At 46.7% G+C, this 21,840-nt stretch carries 15 protein-coding genes; 2 read left to right on the top strand and 13 right to left on the bottom strand.

Annotated features, from left to right (window positions below; genetic code table 11):
- Nucleotide 1: 1 nt before the first annotated feature.
- Together WC980_09250 and cutA are read right to left on the bottom strand one after the other, a co-directional pair.
- The gene (locus WC980_09250; GenBank protein ID MFA5795231.1) at nucleotides 2–1,786 is read right to left on the bottom strand and encodes a HEAT repeat domain-containing protein; all 1,785 of its coding nucleotides are present in this window, start codon (nucleotides 1,784–1,786) and stop codon (nucleotides 2–4) included.
- A gap of 62 nt (nucleotides 1,787–1,848) precedes the next feature.
- Nucleotides 1,849–2,166 carry a divalent-cation tolerance protein CutA gene (gene cutA / locus WC980_09245; GenBank protein ID MFA5795230.1) on the bottom strand — a complete coding sequence of 106 codons (318 nt, stop codon included), beginning with the start codon at nucleotides 2,164–2,166 and terminating at the stop codon, nucleotides 1,849–1,851.
- Between the two features lie 258 nt (nucleotides 2,167–2,424).
- Between cutA and lepB the strand changes: the two genes are divergently transcribed.
- Nucleotides 2,425–3,459: a signal peptidase I gene (gene lepB / locus WC980_09240; protein MFA5795229.1), complete on the top strand. Its 1,035-nt coding sequence runs from the start codon at nucleotides 2,425–2,427 to the stop codon at nucleotides 3,457–3,459.
- Between the two features lie 613 nt (nucleotides 3,460–4,072).
- Entirely contained in the window at nucleotides 4,073–4,696 is a 624-nt protein-coding gene (locus WC980_09235) for a fibronectin type III domain-containing protein (GenBank protein ID MFA5795228.1), read from the top strand.
- 112 nt (nucleotides 4,697–4,808) lie between these two features.
- Here the strand turns inward: WC980_09235 and WC980_09230 are convergent, their stop codons facing one another.
- The 11 genes from WC980_09230 to WC980_09180 form a co-directional block, all read right to left on the bottom strand.
- Complete coding sequence (locus WC980_09230; protein ID MFA5795227.1) at nucleotides 4,809–5,636, bottom strand: TIM barrel protein; 828 nt, start codon at nucleotides 5,634–5,636, stop codon at nucleotides 4,809–4,811.
- 6 nt (nucleotides 5,637–5,642) lie between these two features.
- Complete coding sequence (locus WC980_09225) at nucleotides 5,643–6,734, bottom strand: phosphotransacetylase family protein (protein ID MFA5795226.1); 1,092 nt, start codon at nucleotides 6,732–6,734, stop codon at nucleotides 5,643–5,645.
- Nucleotides 6,735–6,761: 27 nt separating this feature from the next.
- Entirely contained in the window at nucleotides 6,762–8,870 is a 2,109-nt protein-coding gene (locus WC980_09220) for an acetate--CoA ligase family protein (protein ID MFA5795225.1), read from the bottom strand.
- A gap of 69 nt (nucleotides 8,871–8,939) precedes the next feature.
- Nucleotides 8,940–10,982 carry an elongation factor G gene (gene fusA, locus WC980_09215; protein ID MFA5795224.1) on the bottom strand — a complete coding sequence of 681 codons (2,043 nt, stop codon included), beginning with the start codon at nucleotides 10,980–10,982 and terminating at the stop codon, nucleotides 8,940–8,942.
- A gap of 66 nt (nucleotides 10,983–11,048) precedes the next feature.
- Nucleotides 11,049–11,714 carry an OmpA family protein gene (locus tag WC980_09210; protein MFA5795223.1) on the bottom strand — a complete coding sequence of 222 codons (666 nt, stop codon included), beginning with the start codon at nucleotides 11,712–11,714 and terminating at the stop codon, nucleotides 11,049–11,051.
- A gap of 64 nt (nucleotides 11,715–11,778) precedes the next feature.
- Entirely contained in the window at nucleotides 11,779–12,705 is a 927-nt protein-coding gene (locus WC980_09205) for a lysophospholipid acyltransferase family protein (GenBank protein ID MFA5795222.1), read from the bottom strand.
- A gap of 12 nt (nucleotides 12,706–12,717) precedes the next feature.
- Entirely contained in the window at nucleotides 12,718–12,936 is a 219-nt protein-coding gene (locus WC980_09200) for a NifU family protein (protein ID MFA5795221.1), read from the bottom strand.
- 21 nt (nucleotides 12,937–12,957) lie between these two features.
- Nucleotides 12,958–14,292 (bottom strand): kelch repeat-containing protein, encoded by a 1,335-nt coding sequence (locus WC980_09195; GenBank protein ID MFA5795220.1) that lies wholly within the window; start codon nucleotides 14,290–14,292, stop codon nucleotides 12,958–12,960.
- Nucleotides 14,293–14,480: 188 nt separating this feature from the next.
- Entirely contained in the window at nucleotides 14,481–16,412 is a 1,932-nt protein-coding gene (locus WC980_09190) for a secretin N-terminal domain-containing protein (GenBank protein MFA5795219.1), read from the bottom strand.
- Nucleotides 16,413–16,416: 4 nt separating this feature from the next.
- Nucleotides 16,417–17,517: a hypothetical protein gene (locus WC980_09185; GenBank protein MFA5795218.1), complete on the bottom strand. Its 1,101-nt coding sequence runs from the start codon at nucleotides 17,515–17,517 to the stop codon at nucleotides 16,417–16,419.
- Between the two features lie 99 nt (nucleotides 17,518–17,616).
- Complete coding sequence (locus WC980_09180; protein ID MFA5795217.1) at nucleotides 17,617–21,738, bottom strand: hypothetical protein; 4,122 nt, start codon at nucleotides 21,736–21,738, stop codon at nucleotides 17,617–17,619.
- Nucleotides 21,739–21,840 lie beyond the last annotated feature (102 nt).

Below are 21,840 nucleotides of genomic sequence, written 5' to 3'. Positions count from 1 at the left end.
TTTACCAGGTGGGCAATGGCAATAAATGGTCGATAATCAACGTCGAGATCTCGGTGTTATTATTACCTGTCCACTCAGCTACTATAGGTGAAGACGCCTTTTCCATCAGAAATCCGATACCGGTGATGATAAACGCTTTATTGGTATCGCTCTTCTCGCTGTTGTAATTTTCCACGAAAGTCTTGGCCGAATCCCGGTCGCCCAGCATACCCAGCGTGTGGCAAGCATACTGCTTAAGCGCATCATTATTGCTCTTGGTATGTTGGATTAATTGAGCAACGATTTCGCTTCTCTTGCCCAGCATGGACATGGCCACAGCCATATTGGTATAGGCTAATGAAGTGACATTTTTATCGACCTTGGCCCAAATCGGTTCGATGGCTTCGAGTGCTTTTTCGTCGCCGATCATGCCTAACGACATTATCAGATACGGAGACATAATTGGGTCATCGGACTGTTTCTTAAGCATAGCGATAAAGGTCGGCGCCTGGCTTTTATCTTTCATCAAGCCAGTAGCCATAACTACGGCCGCCTTGAGAAGCTGGCGCTTCTTACGGTCCTCCATTATGCTCTTGAATTCGGCCTTGTATGATTCGTCACCGAGGATGCCCATGGCCAGGACAATCAAGCCGTCGCCATCGGCGGTTTTGGTATCCTTCAAAGCCTTGGATAGAGCCGGAACGATGGTTTTTGTATCCATTACTTCCTTATTTTTAACCGTGATCTGAGCCAGTGATATGGCCGCCAGACCGCGGATAATACCCTGCTTGTCTTTCAGAAGGCTGATCAGCTCATCCTGAATCTTTTTCGGCTCATTGGCTGAACCAACCGGGCCGACACTCATCATACCCAAAGCGATGGCTGCGGATACCCTGACACTGTTGTCACGATCGGCCATAACCTTCTTAAGTTCATTGAAAGCACCTTCATTGCCGATTCGGCCCAGGCCCATAGCCGCATAACTGCGGATTTTAGGATTCACCTTCTCGGCGCTATTGAGCAAACCAGCCAGCGTGGTTACCGCGTCCTTATCCTTGGTAAAACCCATGGCTATCGCCGCAGCGGCTCGCAGGTCCGTGAATTTCTTGTTTTCCTTGTCTTCAATAATGCTTTTCAGTATCCCGAATACGGCCGGGTCGGACAGGTATCCCAAAGCCGCTACCGCATGACTGCGCAGGACTTCCTGTTCCTTATTATCGAGCGCGACTGATTTCAACATTTCCAGGGCTTCGTTGCTTCTAAGCCAGCCCTGCCCCAGGATGGAGTAGTCCTTGACCAGGATCTGCTTATTCTCCTTGAACGCTTTCTGTAAATCCGGCAAAACCGTTGGTTCGCCGCTCCGGCCCAAAGCCAGCGCCGCGTTCCAGGCAACGGTCTGATCCTTCTCGGTTAAAGCGGTCCTTAAGAGTTTAAGAAGTTCTTCGTATATCGGATGTTTGGTTATTGAGGTGGTACCGCCGTCGGTCTTCTTGATGCTGACCCATTCGATCGGCTGCTTGAAGCTGAAGAATTTATCGCGGTTGAGAGTCCACCAAACCTCCCAAGTCTCAGCCACACCGTCCAAAGTCGGCCCAACCGGCGTTCTCATCGCCTGGATGCGCGGCATCAAACCTATGCTCAGAGCCGGACGAGAAACCAGGACAGGCGTTGGGTTAACAGACGGCGGCGCGGCTTCACTGCCCATAGTCTTGGGCGGGTTTGGACACCAGGCTTCGCTATTCTGTTCCCAAGGCAGCACAAAAATAAAACATGCCAATACCAGTACAAGCAATGCATAATTTCTCATATTTTCATATCCTCCTAGCGTTAATATAGCCTATAAATTCTCATTTGTCAAGAATAAAACAATTATCGCGTCTTAACAGCGGCATTCAGCCATTTCAAATAAGGCTTATTACCAGCGATTATGGGCAACCCTATTATTTCCGGGACCTGATACGGGTGCATAACCCTTATTTTATCGGCTAATTTAGGGAACAAGGTCTTTTTAGTTTTGATGACCATAAGCGCTTCCTTATCCCGGCAAAGCTTGCCCTTCCATTTATATACCGACCTTATGGACAGAATGATATTAACGCAGGCGGCTAACTTGGCCTGGACTACGGCGGTGGCAATAACGCCGGCTATCTTAGCTGATGGAACGGTAACGAATACTACAATATACATATTATATTATATTGACCAAACCTGAAAGTATACTACCCTATTATAAGCTTGGAAGGCAACTAATATGGCTCATATTCTCCGCCAGCGACGGTTAGTGCCAGTTTGAACGAAATGAATTACTGGCACGTTATCCCGACTATTCCGTCGTGATTAGAGCGAGTGAATTGAGTGGCGCTCATATGGTGTCACCGGAATTTGAGGAAGATAGGCGAAAGGAAAGTTGTAGCGGTCTTAGTCTCCCCGAACAAAAAAGAAAATATGAAAAATGCAAAAGTAAAAAACCCCTGGCTGGCGGTATGTTTATCATGGATTTTACCGGGCACAGGCCAACTATACGCCAAAAGAAACTCCATTGGAATAACTATCCTGTTTGTCTATCTTTCATTGTTAGTTGCTTTATTTTACTCGATGGTCAGCCCAATGATAGTTTTCCATTGGGCGGCCCTTTTTTTTACGCTATCTGTCTTATTGGCTATTTGGAATTTATTTAATGCGCATAAACTGGTCCGCAATCACAACGCCTCCTTGCCGCCTGACATTCCGGCCGACCAGCCGCAGAAAAACACCTGGTTGGCGGTTTTTCTTTCTTATATACTCCCGGGCGTAGGCCAGCTTTATTGTAAAAGATGGGTAAAAGGCATTATTTTTATTATTGGCTTTGCTCTTCTTGATGAAATTACATTTCAACATAGGTGGGTATCATTACTTCTAGCATTATTATACCGTCTTATAGTTTGTTACGATGCTTTTGTTTCTGCGCAAAGACCGCAAAAAGAACCAAAGAAAACACTGATAACCTTCTTAGTTCTTTTGCTATTATATAAAGTTTTTATTTATGTCTTACTTACCAGTCTTTTGGTTACATATCGCATTCCAACAAAAGGAATGGAGCCGGCAATTATGGAGAAAGACAGGATTATTGTAGAAAAACTGACTTATAGGTTTTCCAATCCTGAACCCGGCGACATTATTACGTTTGAATCACCGGAAGATCCCCAAAAGGTACTTATCAGACGCATAATTGCCAACGGTAGCCAAACCGTTGAAGTCAAAGGCAATAAAGCTTATGTCAACGGTAAATTATTCAAAGAATACCCTCAGCTTGAAGAGCAAATAAATACCGAGCCTTATGGTCCTTACCTGGTTCCTAATAATACCTATTTTGTTATTGGCGACAATTTAACTAATAGCAAAGACAGCCGCCAATACGGCCCCATCCCAAAAGAAAAGATTATTGGGAAGACCTGCAAAATATATTGGCCTGTAAGCCGCATCAAAAAAATAATAAGATAGGGGTACTTCACAATTTAGATTTCTGGGAACCTGCCTGCCGCACCTACCTACTAACGAGACACTAATTATAGATATTCAACACTCAATTATTGACCCCGCTGGATGACTATGTTATCCGTTGATGAATAAAACTGGTAAGATAGTTAAAAATATGCTAGATAAAACATCTAATGGAGTTGACAAAGTAACGGTACTTTCCACCTGAGGCGGATCAGCCTTTGGCTGATGGTATAATATTCACATAATTATGGTGATTCTTTGAAGGATTTTAGCAATCCTATGAGGGATTATAGCAATCCGATAAAGGATTATAGTAGTCCTTCAAGGGATTGTGGTAATCCTGCGAGGGATTATAGTAATCCCTTGAGGGATTTGAACAATCCTGTGAGATGTTGGAGTGATTTGTCATAGGATTAGAGCAGTCCTATGAGCAATTATAATAATTTGACATAGGATTGGAGCAGTCCTATGAGACATTGGAGCAGTTTGATGTTATGTAAGATTAATAATCTATGAAGTTGTGGGAAGTGGCCCCGAATGCTTTCGGGACCATGGCGCTTCGGCGCCATAACGCTGTATGGATTAACAGACTCTAAGAAAAAAAGGCGTAACTATGGGAAAAGTTAAGTTAGGTCTCAAGGGCATGCCAATTCCTGATAAGATTGCATTGGCTACCCGGATTGTCACTGCGATGACCGGCAATGCGAATTTCACCACGCCTAATCCGGCACTGGCCGATATTACGGCCAAAACAACCGCCTTGCGCACATCTTATAATGACGCATTATCTAAGCGCGCTCAGGCCAAGGCCGCGACTGATTTGATGACTAATGATGAAAAGGAACTGGACCGTTCGTTAATGTTAGAATCGCTTTACGTTGAAAATGAATCAGTCGGCGATGACCAGAAAATATCCTCGGCCGGAATGAATATCAGGCATATCGCCGCTCCGATTGGGGAACTACAAGCGCCGAAGAAGTTATCCGCCAAAGCCGGCTATAATGACGGCGAGATTGACCTTAACTGGAAACCGGTACGCGGCGCCCGGAGTTACGTGGTTGAGATAACCACAGACGCCAATGTGCCTACCAGTTGGAAGCATAAAACGAATGTGACTGAATCATCCGCCACCATCACCGGGCTGGCCAGCGGAGGCAAATTCTGGTTCCGGGTAGCCGGGGTGGGCGCGGCCGGACAGGGTCCATACAGCGACCCGTGCGCCAAATACGCGCCTTAGTGCCAGTTAGAGCCCCGCTAAAGGCGGGATAGGCTGCGGCACCTCGATTTTAAATCAGGAGTATTTTTTTGCGATTTTATATTTTCGCGGTTTCGTGGTAAATGAAAGGTATTTATAAACTATTATAAAAGTCCCGCATCAACAGTGCATCTGTTTCCAGGTTCGGGCTTTCGCAGACCAGGAAACCGCCGGCCTGATAATCCTTAAGCGCCTTGAGTAAATCCTTATAGTTCATATCAGAATCCGGCAGGTCAAGGTGCTTCAACTCCCCCTTGGCTGAATACTTGATTCCCGATGTATGGAAATGCATCTGCTTTAATGCGCTAGAACCTAGCATTTTCTGAACCTTATCCAGCGCTGACGCAAACTCCTGGTAAGTATTATTAGCTCCCCCGCTCCGGGCGTGATGATGCGAGAAATCTATGCACGGGCTGATGCCTTCTATCTCGCGGGAAAGTTCCAACAGCTCCTCTAACGAACCGAATTGGCTGGGCTTGCCGGTAAGCTCGGGCGAAAGCCTGATGTTTATCTTATCTTTCCACAGTTGCTTAACCACATCCGCCAGATTCTTCTTTATCTTGCTATAGGCCTGCTTGGGCGAATCGCCCAGATAGAAACCGGCGTGAAAGGTAACGCTTTGGGCGCCGCAGAGCGCGCCGATATAGGCGCTGTCGTAGATTCTTTTCTTGCTGGCCTCTATCTTGGCCTCTTCCTTGGCATTCAGGTTGATGAAATACGGCCCGTGCACCGTCAGCTCTATGCCCAGCTCTGCCCTTTTCAAGGCGACCTTCTGCGCCGTTTCCTTGCCCATCCGGACGCCCTGGACGAACTCGAGCTCCATAAATCCCAGGCCAAGCTCTTTGATTCGCTCCATTCCGGACAGCGTATCAGATGCCTGACTGCTCCTGGGCACCCCGGCCGTGCCGAATAGTAAATCCATATAGAGTTATATCCTCTTGTATATGGCTTTGATATTAACGTGCTGTTTGACTATCTTGATGGCGGCGTTGACCTTTGAAGGCGTAAACACCCCCAGATGCTTGGAAAGCCGGTCGATCTTGCCCATGGTCTTGAGCGTATCATCCCGGACGACTATCACCGGAACGCCCTGTTCTTCGGCCTTGGAAAGAATAATATCTGCCGGGTAAAGACGTCCGGTCAGGACCAGGCACTGAGTCGGCGTTTCCAGCGCGGCCAGGTGGATATCGGTCCGGTCGCCGCTGCAGACAACCGCCTTGCATTTTTCCTGCCTGAAATAGCGCAGGTCATTTTCGACGTTCATAGTGCTCATGCAGAACCGTTCGACCAGCGTATCCTCTTTATCCTTGGCGCAGATGATTTCACCGCCCAATGCCTGGCACAGTTCCTTGACCGAAACGGCCCTAAGGGCATCCGTCTGCGGTATTATGCCCAGCACATCTATTTGATGCCTATCGCGCAGGTAAGGCACAACCTTTTTCTTCAAGTAGTCCAGCTGGGAATCCGGCACGTTATTTATTACCACGCCGATGAGCAGGTTTCCGAACAACTTCTTGGCGGTAATGAATCCGTCCAGGGTATCAATCGGCAAAGCCAACCGGCCGGCCCGATACCCATCAACCAGAATAGTTTTCCAGTTAAAATCCTTGATCAAATTAGACTCGGTCAAGCCAAACATAGCGCCGCGATAGAATCTGCCCAGGCCCTTCACCAACATTACATCCTTGTCCTGTGATATCCGCTCCATCAACTTCGCGATTTTCCCGTTCAAGTCCATAACCGGCTGAGGCATAGACTTGCCGCTGATAACCTCCTCGGTAATCTCGTCGCTCAGCACTAGCGGGCATAGATTATTGACGGATTCATTAAGCCCCAAGGATTGGTGAAAGAAAACGATGTCCTCATCCGTCAGGATGCGTTCGTGGCGTATCGGCTTGTTCCCGATAGGCTTAAAAAACCCGACTCGATATTTGTCCTGCTGCATCTGGCTGCCCAGGCCAAGCATAAGCATATTCTTGCCGGCCGCATCGGCAGCTGAAGTAATAAATAGCGTCTTCATAGCACCTCCATAATTCTGAATCAGTAATTATATTCTAAATCTGGTATCCAGAGCAACCCCGCCCTTGGCAAACACCTTGAACGGGTTGATATCCAGTTCCGTTATTTCAGGGAAATCTGTGACCAATTGAGAAATCTTCAACAACACGTCCCTAATGGCGTTTATATCCGAAGGCTCTTCACCCCTGATGCCGGATAGGAGCTGGTATGAACGTATTTCACGTATCATAGCATCAACATCCTGAAGCGACAGCGGCGCCAGCCTGAACGACACGTCCTTCAATACTTCGACGTATATACCGCCAAGCCCAAACATCACCAGATGCCCGAATTGCGGGTCTTTATTGACGCCGATAATAATCTCTTTCCCACCAAGAATCATTTGTTGGACGATAACCCCCTTGATGTGAACTCCGCTCATCATCCGGGCTTTATCAATGATATCCTGATATGCCTTATTAAGGTCCGCCTGGGTATATATGTTCAAGCGCACCCCGCCGACATCGGTTTTATGGCTGATTTCCGGAGAAACAATCTTCAGGGCGACGGGATAACCGACTTTTTCCGCCGCCTTCTGGGCTTCGGCCAGCGACCCGGCAAGGATTGATTGCGGAATATGAATACCGTAAGCATCCAGGATATTCATCGAATCTTCCAGAGAAATATTTTCACCTTCATTATAGCGGGCCAGAATCTGCTTGACCGAAGGCTTGCGCATAACCTGCACTTTTGATTGAGCCGCCAGCGCTGTTGACGCCTTCATCATCTGATACTTAAAGACCCCCTCGAAAACAGCGATAGCATCCTCAGGGGCGGAATAGTGCGGCAATCCGGCAATCTCCAACGCGCGCACCCCTTTACCGGCAATCTCGCCGCCCATAAAACTGGTAATTATCGGCTTGGGCGACTTTTTGTATACATCAATCGTAGCAGACGCTATAAAATCCGGCTGTTCCTTTGTGGCCGGAGTATAAATAACCAGTATGCCGTCCACGTTCTTATCATCCACCGCTACCTGAAGCGCTATTTTGTAACGGGCCATATTGGCATCGGCAATGACATCAACCGGGTTGTAAATACCAGCGCCTTTGGGCAGAGTTTCACGCAGCTTATTTATGGTTGCCTCGGTAAAATAAGCCATCTTCAACCCATCAGTCTGCCCTGACTTTTCTATCCTGTCCGCGGCCAGCACGGCCGGACCTCCGGAATTAGTTATAATCGCAATGCGCGGACCTTTTAACAAAGGCAACGATTTATTAGCCAGCGCTTTAGCAATATCAAACATCTCGGCGATATTGTTTGCCCTGATAACGCCGCTCTGCCTAAAGGCGCACTGATAAGCAATGTCCTTCCCGGCTAAAGAGCCGGTGTGCGATGAAACCGCCCGAGCGCCAGCCGCGGTGGTGCCGCCCTTAAGTATCAGTATCGGTTTTTGACGGCTGACCCGCCGGGCTACATCCATAAATCTCCGGCCGTCGCGAATACCCTCTAAATACGCCAGTATCACCGATGTGTTTTTGTCTTTGGCTAAATATTCTATCAGATCGGCTTCATCGACATCGACTTTATTACCCAAGGAAATCAGTTTGGAAATTCCTATTTTCTCTTTTATGGCCCAGTCCAGAATTGCCATGGAAAGAGCGCCGGACTGGGAAAAGAAAGATATTTTTCCGCGCGGCGGTATCTTGGCAGTAGTTGAGAATGTCGCATTAAGCGGCGTATGAGTATCAATCATCCCGATGCAGTTCGGCCCAATCACGCTGATATTATGTTTCTTTGCAAGCTTGGCAATCTCGCTTTCCCAAGCCGCGCCTTCAGGTCCGGTCTCCTTAAATCCAGCCGTAATAATTACGGCCGCCTTTATCCGCTTGCCGGCTTTAACCACAGCCTGGAAATTAGCCAGGACAAATGGCGCCGGAATAACAAATACCAGCAAATCAACCGCCTCTTTTATACTTAAAATATCCGGATAGCATTTCAGACCCAGCACCGAACGAGCGCTTTGATTAACCGGGAATATTTTACCCTTGTAGCCGCTTTTAATAATATTATAAAGCGTGGTATGCCCGAGTTTACCCTTATGGCGTGAGGCGCCAATAACCGCTATTGACGAGGGGTTAAACAATCCGTTGAGCATAATTCAATAAAGGTATGTGGCATTACGCATCAGGCTGGGATTAATCACGCCCCAATGAATATGCGTAATTTATTCGTCTTCTTTTTCTTCCTTGGGTTTGTTCTTCGCGATAATTGCTTCCTGAATCTTGAAAGGCACCAGGTCGTAATGGGAAAACTCTATAGAGTAATGCCCCTCTCCGGCCGTGATTGAACGAAGTTCGGTGGAATAACTTGCTATTTCCCCCAGTGGAACAGTGGCTTTTATGACCTGCTGTCCGGAGACTGTATCCATACCAGTAATCCGGCCGCGGCGGGAGTTCAAATCGCCCGTGATATCGCCCATATATTTGGACGGCACCGTTATTTCGATATTAACTATCGGCTCTAGAAGAGACGGTTTAGCCGCCATGAATCCCGTCTTGAATGCCTTGGAGCCGGCGATTTTAAATGAAGCTTCAGATGAGTCAACATCGTGGTAGGAACCATCAAATATAGTCACTTTCACATCCACCACGTGATAACCGGCAATAACACCTCGTTCGAGGACCTCTTTAATTCCTTTTTCCACGGCCGGAACATATTGCGATGGCACGGAACCGCCAAATAACTCGTTAGCGAACTCAAATCCGGCCCCGCGGGTAAGCGGCTCTAATTTAAGATATACTTCGCCATATTGTCCCCGGCCACCGGATTGCTTTTTATGCTTATGATGACCTTCAGACGGCTGAGCTATCGTCTCTTTGTAAGGGATCTTGGGCTGCTTGGTATTAATTTGGACATCAAATTTGCGTTTGAGCCGCCCCATGATAATATCCAGATGCAGGTTGCTCATACCGGTGATAACCATTTCACTCGTTTGATGATCACGCACAACCTTGAAAGCCGGATCCGAGGCTACCATTTTAGCTAAGGAAGTACTCAATCTTTGTTCATCACCTTTCGATTTGGGTTCAACCGACAGCGACACCATCGGGGTCGGGAATTTTATATCCGGCATTTTGACCAGGTTATTCTGCTGGCAGAGAGTATCGCATATCTGCGAATCCTCGAGCTTAGGTATTATTATGATATCGCCGGCAATAGCTTTATCAACTGACCGCTGCTCCTTGCCAAATACCTTAAATATCTTACCATAGCGCTCGCTTTTCTTTGTCCGCGCGTTATAAATTGAACTGTCCGCAGTAATAGTGCCCGAATATAAACGGATATAAGTAATCTTCCCGACAAACGGGTCGCTGATAACCTTAAAGACAAACCCAACCAACGGGCCTGCCTCGTTAGCCTCAACTTTAACATCCTTACCGGCCTGATCCAACGCAGTTTTAGACGGCATATCGGCCGGAGACGGCACATATTTTGCCACAAAATCCAAAAACTCCTGGATTCCAAGATTTCTGCGGTAAGATGTTACCAGAACCGGAATCACTTTGGCTTTAAGTATGGATTCCTTAAAAGCAGCCTGGAATTCAGATTCAGTTACTTCCTTGCCATCCAAGTATTTATTAAGCAAGGCATCATCTATCTCTACCACTGCCTCTAATAATTTCTCGTAGTAAGTAGCCACATCCTTAATATCTTTCGGGCGCTCATCAGTAATACTGATAATCCTTTTCATGGCTGAACCGCCACCGATACCAGAATCTGTTAAAGGCAGGAATACCGGCATACATCGATCGCCGAAACTTTCCTGAATAGATGCCATTAACTCATCGAATTTAATATTCTCCATATCCATTTTGTTAATGACAATAGCCCTGGGCATCTCTTTCTTTACGGCCTGTTCCCACATTTTCCGGGTATTCACCATCACCCCCGATGAAGCATTAATAGCCAGAAAAGACATGTCTGAAGCGCTAAGCCCCGAAATCGCCTCTCCAATAAAGTCCGGGTAGCCTGGAGTATCAATCAAATTAAACAGTAACCCCTTCCAATTGCAGTAAACGATGCCGCAATCCAAAGAGTTCTTACGTTCTTTTTCGTCCGGTTCAAAATCGCATACGGCCGAGCCTTCACCAACATCACCCAAACGGTTGGTAGCACCAGCTTTATGGAGCATCGCCTCCACCAAAGAAGTCTTACCACCGTCGCCATGGCCGATAAAAGAAACATTTCTTATTTCGCTAGGCTTCATTTTAAATTCCTCTCTTCGTACAGAGATTCTAGGACATCTAAGGTTAGCCGAAACCGCAGTTTTGGTCTATTTATTTACCAACAATACGATTTCTACACGCCTGTTTTTTTGCTTACCTTCTGGAGTTTTGTTATCTGCTATTGGATTAACCGCACCTAAACCGCGGGTGGAAATGCGTTTTTCGGATATCTTATGCTCAACAAAGTATGTTTTAACCGCCTCAGCCCGAACCAACGAAAGCTTCTCATTAGTCTTATATTTTGATTCTTTAACAGGCTGATCATCGGTGTATCCGTCTATAGATATAGTCGCAGCTGGGGTTTCCTCTTTGATAACTTTTAATATCTTATCCAGCTTATCTTTACCATCAGCTGAAATTGTGGCCGAGCCGGGATTGAAAAGGCCCGTCCCAATAATTGCCGGATTACCTTCACGATCAATTACTTCAAGTCCCTTAGATTCAAGCTTGCGAATAAGCACGGTGTCAACATTTTTGACCGGTTGGGCATAATACTCTTCGTCGTTCTCAGTTTCCTGAAGTTTTTTTGCCAAGAGTTCATTTCTCTGGTTTAATTCTTTGTAGTATGATTCTAGTTTGGCATTCCTCAGCTCCAGTTCTTCATTCTGGCGCTGCAACTCTTTTATCTGAGAGCGATATTTGCTCGAAATGCATCCCGACCCCAAAATACCCAGAAAACCCACCAGAACAATAAGGCCTATTCTTTTAGTCATAACACACTCCTTTTATTGGTTATAATAATACTATTTTGGATATTATCGGTTTGTGTATACAATGTCAAGAATTTTGCTTGTTTTCTGCGGGTATGTACTGTTTCCATCTTCGATGAAACCATATCCATTGTTCGGGATATTTCCTGATTAAAAACTCGAGATTCTTAATGTAGAACTGAGTTATAAGTTGGATATCCCGATCTTTATCTCCAGTCCGCTGGCACTGGACCTCCGGCAAAAAGGTTATCAAATATCGCATCTCATTAGGTTTGCTTTTGACGCAAGCAAATGGAATTATAGGCGAAGCAGTTTTAAGCGCCAGGTTAGCCGGACCCCACATAGCCGGAACCGTCCGTCCGAAGAAATCAACCATAACACCGTCATCTCTTCCGGTTTGATCTATGAGCATCACTACAATTTCATGCTTATTCAGTACTTCGACACATCGGCTAATAGCCCCTTTGGAATACATCACCTTAACGCCATATTTAACCCGGTAGTGGTTAATCAGTCCATCAAGATATGGGTTTATTTGCTTAAAAGCTACAAGATTAACGGAATACCCCGCCAACGCTAATGCCGCCACCCCCATCTCCCAGTTACCTAAATGACCGGAAACTAATATCACACCATTATTAGAATTAACAGCTTTTCCCAAAACCGCTTCATTCTCAAACGAAAAATACTTTTGAAATGTTGCTCTCCGGATCAGGCGCATTGATCGAGCTAAATCAAGAATAGTTTCTGCGAAATGACTTAATACCGAAATCGGCTTGATGTTGATTCCGGCAAAATGGAGATTATCAATCATAACGGCAATCTGCCGCTTAGCAAAAGCTGATAACACATAAATAAAACTAGTTATCAACACCCTGGCCAGTTGCAACGGCAACGCAAGCAACAGACAGAAAATTACCCGAGTTAATATATACTCTAGATAAAAAAGAAGTGTCTTAGGTACAGGAATTCTACGCCAGAATTGTTCTCTCAAGTTATTTACCGGCTAGACTGCCTTGACTTTCTTAATCTGAGGAATTTCTTTTTTGAGTGCTTCTTCCACACTCATCTTTAAGGTCATCTGAGACATCGGGCAACAACCACATGCCCCGGTTAATCTTACAGAAACTTCCCCGTCCTTAACGTCCACGAGCTCTATATTACCGCCATCCGCAACCAGCATAGGACGAATCTTATTAAGTACTGCTTCTACCTTGTCACGCATATCATCACACTTTCTAATAAATTATCTTGCCGGCGGAGTATATATCCAAGCATCACTAAGATAATCCTCACCGTTATAACCCCCAAATATTACCATTTGAGTCCCGGTCCAGACTGCCGTATGACGCCTTCTAACCGGAGGAGGATTGGCACTCTGTTGCGTTGCCTGCCAAGTATTAGTCAACGGGTCATAAATGCCTCCCGAGTTCAACTGGTTACCATCCGTATCAGTCCCGCCCCAAACAATCATTCTCTTAAATCTAATGGTATCATCATCAACACCAGGATTAGTCCATAACGCCGTATGATTTGTCCTAGATATCGGTGCCGTGATACCATCTGTTACCGGCAACCATTGATCAAGCGCAATATCATAGATACCACCAGAGTTCGTAGGCCGCGGACTGCCTCCGCCCCAGATAATCATCTTATTATTCCAAGCATTGGTGCCGTTCCCGGTAAACACCGCTGTATGGTTTTCTCGCGCCGAAGGTGCACGGCTAAGAGTCATTTCACTCCAACTGTCTGTAGAAAAATTATATCTGCGGCCGTTATTAAGATAAGAAGCGGACGAACCGCCCCAAACAATAAGTTCTGTGCCTGTCCAGATTGACGTATGATTCCAACGCGGTGTTGCCTCGCCACTGGTTGAACCATTAGTCCAGGTATTAAGCGTCGGATTAAATATCTGCAAGCTAGCTAAGAATGTGGCCGGAGTATACGTCCACCACCAGTAATAGGAATAGGAAGCACTACCATATCCACCGAATACGAGCATCCTGGTACCGTTCCAATTAGCAGTATGTCCGATTCTGGTATAGACCGAGGAAGGAGGACTCATATATATCCAGGTCGCACCGGCCGGGTCATACATTGCCCCACTGTTATATATGGTACCGTCTGAACCCTGACCGCCAAAAACAATCTTTTCCTGTCCATCCCAAACGGCGGTATGTCCGGTTCGGGGAGGCAAACCACCGCCATACCAACCGCCGGTAAATACGGCCGGTGTAGCAGACCAAACCCTGGTACTTTGTCTCCACAATGCGCCAGAAGTCAAATAACCGCCTACGCCACGACCACCCCAGATAATAAATCTAGGAGTACCGGGCCATGTCCATACCATAGTATGCTGTTCACGGGCCGCAACCAGAGGCGTTCCCACCGGAGGCTGGTTTCTTCCGCCCGGACTGAGCCAAGGCGCTATCAATTCCCAAGAACCGACTCCACCCACAACTCCTGAAATAACTCCGCTGGCGCCTGTTTCGTAATCATCCTCACCAGCCCAAGGACAACCTGCAAGTATAAATGCAAAAAATGGGACACTAATCAACACCAACCATTGCCAATTTTTCATATCTTAACTCCTTTCCGAGTTAAAATTTGATGCCTATATACTAACTTCCCCTATTTTTATATGGCAAAATACTCTCCCATACATAATTGTCAAGCATTTCGTTTATATTTTAACACTATAAACTCCACCATCACAAAATCTCCTCTTCTTATATAACGCTCTATAAGCACATTTTATTTCAACAGAACTTATTTATTAACAGGTGTTTCTATGTAGTCCTTATCCTTAATACCCTCTTTATTATTCTGAACACCTTCCAGCGTTTTCTGATCCTGCTTGGTCTTCTCAATCAAATCCTGAAAATTCTTTATAATCTCCGGCTTGATGAATATCCACAGGTATTTCTCCCGCACAACCTCCTTGGTCTTGCTAAAGAAAAACCCAAATATCGGTATATCACCTAAAAAAGGAACCTTGGACACAGTGTAAGTTTTATACTCTTTCTTCATCCCGCCGATAGCAACTGTATTCTTATTCGGAATAGTCACCATGGTCTTGGCCGAACGCGAGGTCGTACCCGGCCTTGTATCTGAATACGATGTTTCCATAAATTCATCAACTGTCTGGTCTATTTCAAGCCGCAGATAATCATCCTCGCTGATATGAGGAATTATCTTAAGCTTAATAGCTGCTTCCAGATATCCGCCGAAAGTAATGCCAGTAACCGTACCATCCGGCCCGACTGTTTTCGTATCATAAGGAATCTTTTCCCCGATAGTAATCGTTGCCTCTGAATTATCATTAACCACAATAGAAGGCGCGGCCTTGACATTAACGTCTCCATCTGTTTTAGCCGCCCTGAGCAAAAAAGGAATGCTGTCTTGTTTCCCGGCCCATAAACCCATTGTCAAACCACCATATGTCGGCGGAATAGGTACTTTTCCCCCATCCGGCTTTATTTGCGACAAACCAAAAGTAGTTCCGGCAATAACACCGGGAAGCGGCGCACCACTAACATTCGTCGCATTAGTACCCGCAACAGTCGGCTGGCTGAATGCGGCGAGTTCGATACCAAGTTCCAGCATCTTGTCGTAAGAAAACTCACCAATAGCCGCCTCAATGTTCACCTGCAATTTACGGACATCTAGTTTTTTTATCAACTCAACCATCTCTTCATAAATTCTAGGCGGAGCAACAATAATCAGTGAGTTAGTGCTCTTTTCTGCAGTGACGCTGATAATTTCCATAGTCCGGCGGGCCGGCGGTTGGAACTGTTGTTTGCTGTAAGCATCCAAAACTATTTTCGCGATATCATCCGCTGTGGTATTGACCAACTTGTAAATATAAACCGACGTATCCTTCTGCGCCGCTTCCTTGTCAAGCATTTCAACCAGCTTTAAAAGCTGTGGCATATCTTTCTCTAAGGCAAATATCATTATAGTGCTGGTACGTTCATCAACCGTGATAAAAGGACGGGCCGGAGGCACTCCGGCCTTTTGCTTAATGAACTGCGCCGTACCCTGAACATAACTATCCAGCGCAGTTTTGACTGCGGTGGAAGATGCGTTCTTCAATATCCTTACCTCGCTCAGATAGGGCGTCTGCTCAATATCAAGCTGTTTTAATATCTCGTAAAACCTCTTGATGTTGGATGCATAATCGACAACAATAATACTGTTGCCATCCATCGAAGCAATACTCTGAGTATCCTTGCCCCTCATCTGCTGAACTATCTGATTAGCCGTATTGGCATCAAGATACTTCAATGGGATAGTTTGGGTAATAAGCTGGTCGGTATCGGGCAGACTCCCTATATCAGCAGGCGGCCTAACCGGCGTAATGTCGCGGGCATCACCTGTCCTCATCACCTTAAGCGTGGTTTCCGTTCTAATAGCCACTACATTCTTCAACCTAAGCAATGTATCTATCATATTAAGGAAATTATCCACAGAGATGCCTTCCTTGGGCGTAATAACAAATATGGTTTCCTGCGGGATAGCCGCATCGGCATAAATAATGGTCCTCTGCTCGCGGTTCCCTATGTACCCAAGAAGTTCACTCAGCTTAACCGGACCATTATATTTTACCACACCTCCTGTGGGCGTGGAAGGCGTCGCAGGCTCTTGGGCAAACACCGGAGCCATCATCAATAAACACATGACAAGAATCTTATATTTCATAAATTCACTCCACTCTATATATTCCGCTAGCCACCTTTTCGGCTGTATTAACCCTGAAAAGTTCCACCTCGTAGGTACCCCTGGTCCAACCTTCCTTCGCCTCCAACCAGATAAAATTGTTGGGCGCATTAGGATCAAGTGAATGAAGTTTCATGCTTACTGTTTCCCCCGATGTCTGGTTATTCCAACGAATAATTGCTTTAGATATCCCTTTTAACGCATCCTTATTGGGGAAACAAGCATAAATCCGGTATTTACCAATCGGTAATATCTTTGTCGGCGTCATTGGGCTATTGTCCTTATTAACCTGAAGTGAAAACAGCATATCAACGACTGCCCCACTAATAGTAACCTGTTCATTACGCCCAATAGCCAGTAATTTTATCGCATAATCGGTCAGGTTTGTATCCGGCGGTATCTCTGAAGGCGCAATCCCCAATGTCTGAAGCTGATCTTCGATAACCTTGCGCGGTAAAGTATTAATAATCGCCTGAATCTGAGGCCGAAGCTGCTCTATGGGTACATCCTTTTTAAGCATAGGCTCAATTATCTTGGCCATATCAGCCATATTAGCCGGCGACGCCATATTAACAATATTCTGAGCTCCTTTGACCAAATCCACCACGCTATTGGTTATGGCCGCTCCCCAAGTGCGCTCTATAGTCAATCGGGAAATTTCACCGGCATTGTTGCGAAGCGTTACTTCATCCTCTGTTATCTTGACAATAATCCACTCGTTCAAACGCTCATTTTCGATATACCAGCCAGACTGCTTGGAAATCAGATCCTCAATAAAAGCCGTAGCCGGGCGGCCCGGCTCAATAATTATGCCATTAAGCCTTAACTGTGACTTGACAACAACATCAGCCTGAGAAACAGGCTTGCCGACATTTGTACCTTCGAAACTGGGCCAGGGCATCTTCACAAGAATCTCTTTAGCAATACCGCGGTTTATAGTTTCATTTGATATCGCAGGTCCAGTAACTGAAGTCTCCAACTGTTTCTGAAAAAGCTTCTCATCTGCCCTGCTCTGGACAAAATCAAGAACAATATAACCGCCCAGAACAATGATTACCACTATTAATAATTGAAACGTTCTTTTCATATATCTTGTGTATAGTATATGACAAACTGGTTGATTTGTCAACTAAAAACCTTACCAAGCCCTTATATATTTTCGGTCTATTGTTGCGCTCAACCCGAATTATTCTTCCTGGTGGGAAATAATATCTGAAGGTTTAGAATAATCAATGTATAGATTAGTCAAAGCTGGGGCGCGTTTCCAGGAATCCGTAAGAAATGCGCCAGGCTGGTACTGGACAAATGCCAGCAGTTCTATCTGGTTAGCAACGATGTTAAGAACCTGCTCCCTATTCCGTGAAAAGAACTCAAACAAACCGTCCTTGCGGTTCGTTGGCGTATCGGCCCAGTGCGGCCCGCTATCAAACCGAACTAAGAATCTCCACTGGACCAGCCCATCGTCTGCCGGATCGTGCCGCTCAGTCCAGCGCACCTTCTGCCATGTGGCATCCCGTGAAAAATGAGCCGTATGGAAATAGGCCATTTCATGATGAAACGCCTGGCGTTTTTCCAAATGCCAGTAACGGAACGGCATGGCGTAAACCAGCGTCCCCTGTATAAATGAACCAACCGGAGTCCCAAATGCCCCCCGGAACATTCCCGTACCGGTCCGATCAGAAGGCATCAGAAACTGTCCATTACCGGTATCTCGCCAAAGATACCCGATCATCTCCGATTGGCTGAAGTCATTACCAACCAACAAATAAGCCGCGTCCGTCGAAAAACCATTCATAGTACTGACCGGCACGGAAAAATCAGTCGGGCTAAGATTATTTTTTAATGCAGCCACCGGCAAATAAGGAATATAGAATATCCTCTCCCGATAGTCGTGCGTTTGCGGCGTAGAATTGAGATATCCGCGTACGCACCCGGTAATTTCGCCGGCCAGGTAATCGATACCGCCATACCCGATAATCTCATCCCCTATTTTGATAACCCCGCCTGAAGGTGACATGCCATTAAGATTCAGTACCCTGATCCGGTCATTGTGCGTATCGGAATACAATGTGTCCGAAAGCGGGCGATTTATCTGGTCCCCGCTGTAGCACTTTAATTCATCCACCATTCCCAGTATAGACCCACCTGCCTCATCCCCGCCGATATAAAAATTGCCCGGCAAGTAAGAAGGCAGTTCATCCGAAGGAAATTTAAGCATCCTTGTTATTCCGTCAACATCATAATTCCTGCTAAGATTATCAAAAAAAGCCAGCAAACATTTCGGTTCTCCGGTCTGCGCGTCATTGTAACGCATTGCGTTACGGATGGTTTTCATTTCTTTGCTGTCAGTCACATGGTCATCTTCGACAATAGTCACCACATCGCCCTTGCCGCAAGTAGGTTCATCAGCCGCCAGCACCGGAATAATCAAGGCTCCGGACATATGAGGCGTCCTTTGTCCGTAGACACCTCTCATAAAATCAACCGGAGTAGTACCGTTAACCACGCCTGTAAAGTATTCGGGCGTTTCCCCTTTCTGGACCAACCCTATCCATTCGTCGTCAATCTGAATCATACCCGGCGACGGATATTCGGTATTGTCGGAGACCTTTATGGAATACATATCCACGGCCTCGCCGCTGCTGTGGTCACGGCCGACAGTGCCCAACAAACCGCGTCGGCAATTCAACAGCGTTTTGGAGTTGTCATCCTTACCTAAATAAAAAATAACTTCATTATTGCCCAGCCTGACGTATCCCTCATTAGGAAAATTAGTTACCGAAGTAACGGTAATAACCGTATCTGCCGCATCAATACCTAAAGGCCAGTTAATAGTTGTCTGCGGCAAGGTGTCAAGAATGCTTTCAACTAAAGTAGCGCCGCCTTTCGGCAGGGGCTGATAATCTATCCGGACCGGTGCAGGAAAACCGGGACCAGTTACATCAACATTGCTGACGAATAAGTTAGAATAGCCAAAGGGCGTTACCTTAGCGCCGGCCGGATGCGCCATAAGCACCGTGCCGCGCTGTCCCCGGCCGTTCCCCACCGGAGTCGGAGGGGTATTCGACATATTCCAAAAAACCGGGACTTTGAACCCGCCGCCGACGATTTCGGAATATTCAATGGCTTCTTCTCCAACCTGGATAACACCGGATCCCGGGAAACAAGAGGTATCCTTAACCGGAATTATCAGGTCAGTCCCGGGTGCGACTGTAACCGTATCCGGCACATCAGCCATCAACTCCGTAATAATAGCCCGGTCCATATCGTCGTAGTGAGCAAAACTGCCCACCGGTTTGCCGTCCAGGAATAAAGCCAATCCGGAATGCTTGGTGCCTTCAAAATAAGCGCCGATGTGATACCAGATATTTTCCCTCAACTGTACCGGCGCCACCACCCGCGCCGATTTTCGCTCTATGCCCGCGTCACAAACCGTCAATATCAACTCGTTATTCTCGTAAGAAATGCTTATCCGGTTCTCGTATTCGCTCTGGCGAATATCAGCGATATACCCCGACGGGCTGGCAGAAAATTTCACCCAGAGCTCGATTCCGCCCGGATAAATATCCGGCTTATTCGCCGGGTCCGGCGGAAAAACAAACGTATCATCGCTCTGATAGGTCAAAGCTGTCCCGGCCAACTGCTCCCCTTCCTGGGTGTCTTCAAAAGAATCCTTATAAATCACGTCTATTCCCCGGTCATCTTCAGCCGTCTTCAGCTTTAGTTCCCCAATCTCCGGCTGGGTTGAACGCAAATAATCCGGCTCAACGTATTCAGTCGAACCGACAATGTAATTATCCACCCTTAAAGTAGATACGTTAGGAAATGTGCTGAATCGCCTGGGGTTACCCAACAACATATTAAACTGTTCATCAAAATCGTATTGCGACTCAAGAAGGAATGTAGCAGTCTGGGCCGGAGCAACTTCCACAATATCATTGAATACCGTCCGAGCCGCTTCCAACCCTGAAGGATAATTAACCACGCCGGTGGACTTAATATTATAGGTATCATAACTGCGGTAGCAGAACGGCAATGTCCCGGTAAACCGCTCGTCGATAATATCGTAAAAAGCCGATGACCGGGGATGGCGCGAATTAGTCCACAAGGCCGATACGTGCGTCCCCGTGATAATCCGGCTGTCATTGACATCGAGCAGGAAACCCAGCCAGTCGGTTGGATTAGCGAAGTCACGTGATTTTATCATTGTGGCCAGCATCTGGGCCTGGCCCAGACTGATGCGCTCGTCAACCTGCCTGCTAAAAATCGGGTCATAATACCGCCGGCCCAATTCCCACAATAAGGCCGTGACCAATTCCTTGGGTGCGGTGTTTATATTCACCGCGTGCGGCTGTTCCACCTCGAAAATAGTATCCGGCGTCAGGAACTCTGGCGGCACGTTTCGGTCAATGTAAAGCCAGGTGTATCCTCCGGCCGCTACGGTCCGCCATATTTCTTGATTCAAAGGGAAAGGCGGCTTTTTATGCGGGTGTTGTATATGCGGACTGTATTCCAGCGGAACAACCTTAATGGAATTAGCATCAAGGCAAAGCCCCTGTCCGCAGGGCTGGTAACTGGCCGTAGAGATAAACTCCCTGTTACCGGCAGTCAACCGGACCCGGACGCCGGTCTCGCTGTACCAATATGAATTCTTCAGGTAAAGCGCCGTGCGCATGATATCTTTATAATCCTGGTATAGCATATATCCGCCCAACATCTGCGCGTCCACCCAGGGCGTGGCGCGGTAACTGTGCTCGGTAATGTAATCATCCAGCTTGTCGGCCGGCTTCATCTGGGAAATCAGGTTATTCATCAAGGTATGATGGTTTTCAGCCGCCTTGGCGATTTCTCCGATATTAATCTTGGATTGTTCATCGATTACCCGGGTGGACCAGATAACACCCTTGGGGTCAGCCACATCGGTATAAGTCATCTCCCTCGAGGCAAACTCGACTCCGACGTCATAATCCGGGGTATTGAACGGGTCAAGCGCCGTATCCTTACGTTCCTCGCTCAGGCATCCACGAACGAGCGAAGCGATGGCATAATTGCGGGCGCTGACCGCAGCAATGCGGCTCTTGGCCAAAAACAGCGAATTCTTATTAGTTTTCTCTTTAAGAAGCATCGAGGCGACAAACGGTATGCCCAGGAACATCAGAACCAGCAGGACCAAAAGCACCATCACCAGTGCAATACCCGGTTTAGTGCCACTTCGAGTATAACGAGTTAGTGGCAGTGCGCAGCCTCCTGAAAGGACCTTATCCCCGAAGCGCAGCGGAGCGGGATTATGAATATCAGCTGGTTTCATCGGGCGTAGTTATACCCTGATAGCCCTAAAGTGTCAAAGAAAAGATGCTGTCGCTTTGCATCAACTGCCGAAGTATAACCACGAGAATAAATTAGTGTATAT

The organism is Candidatus Brocadiia bacterium (assembly GCA_041658285.1).
Taxonomy (GTDB): domain Bacteria; phylum Planctomycetota; class MHYJ01; order JACQXL01; family JACQXL01; genus JBBAAP01.
This window is presented reverse-complemented; position numbering and strand designations above follow the sequence as displayed.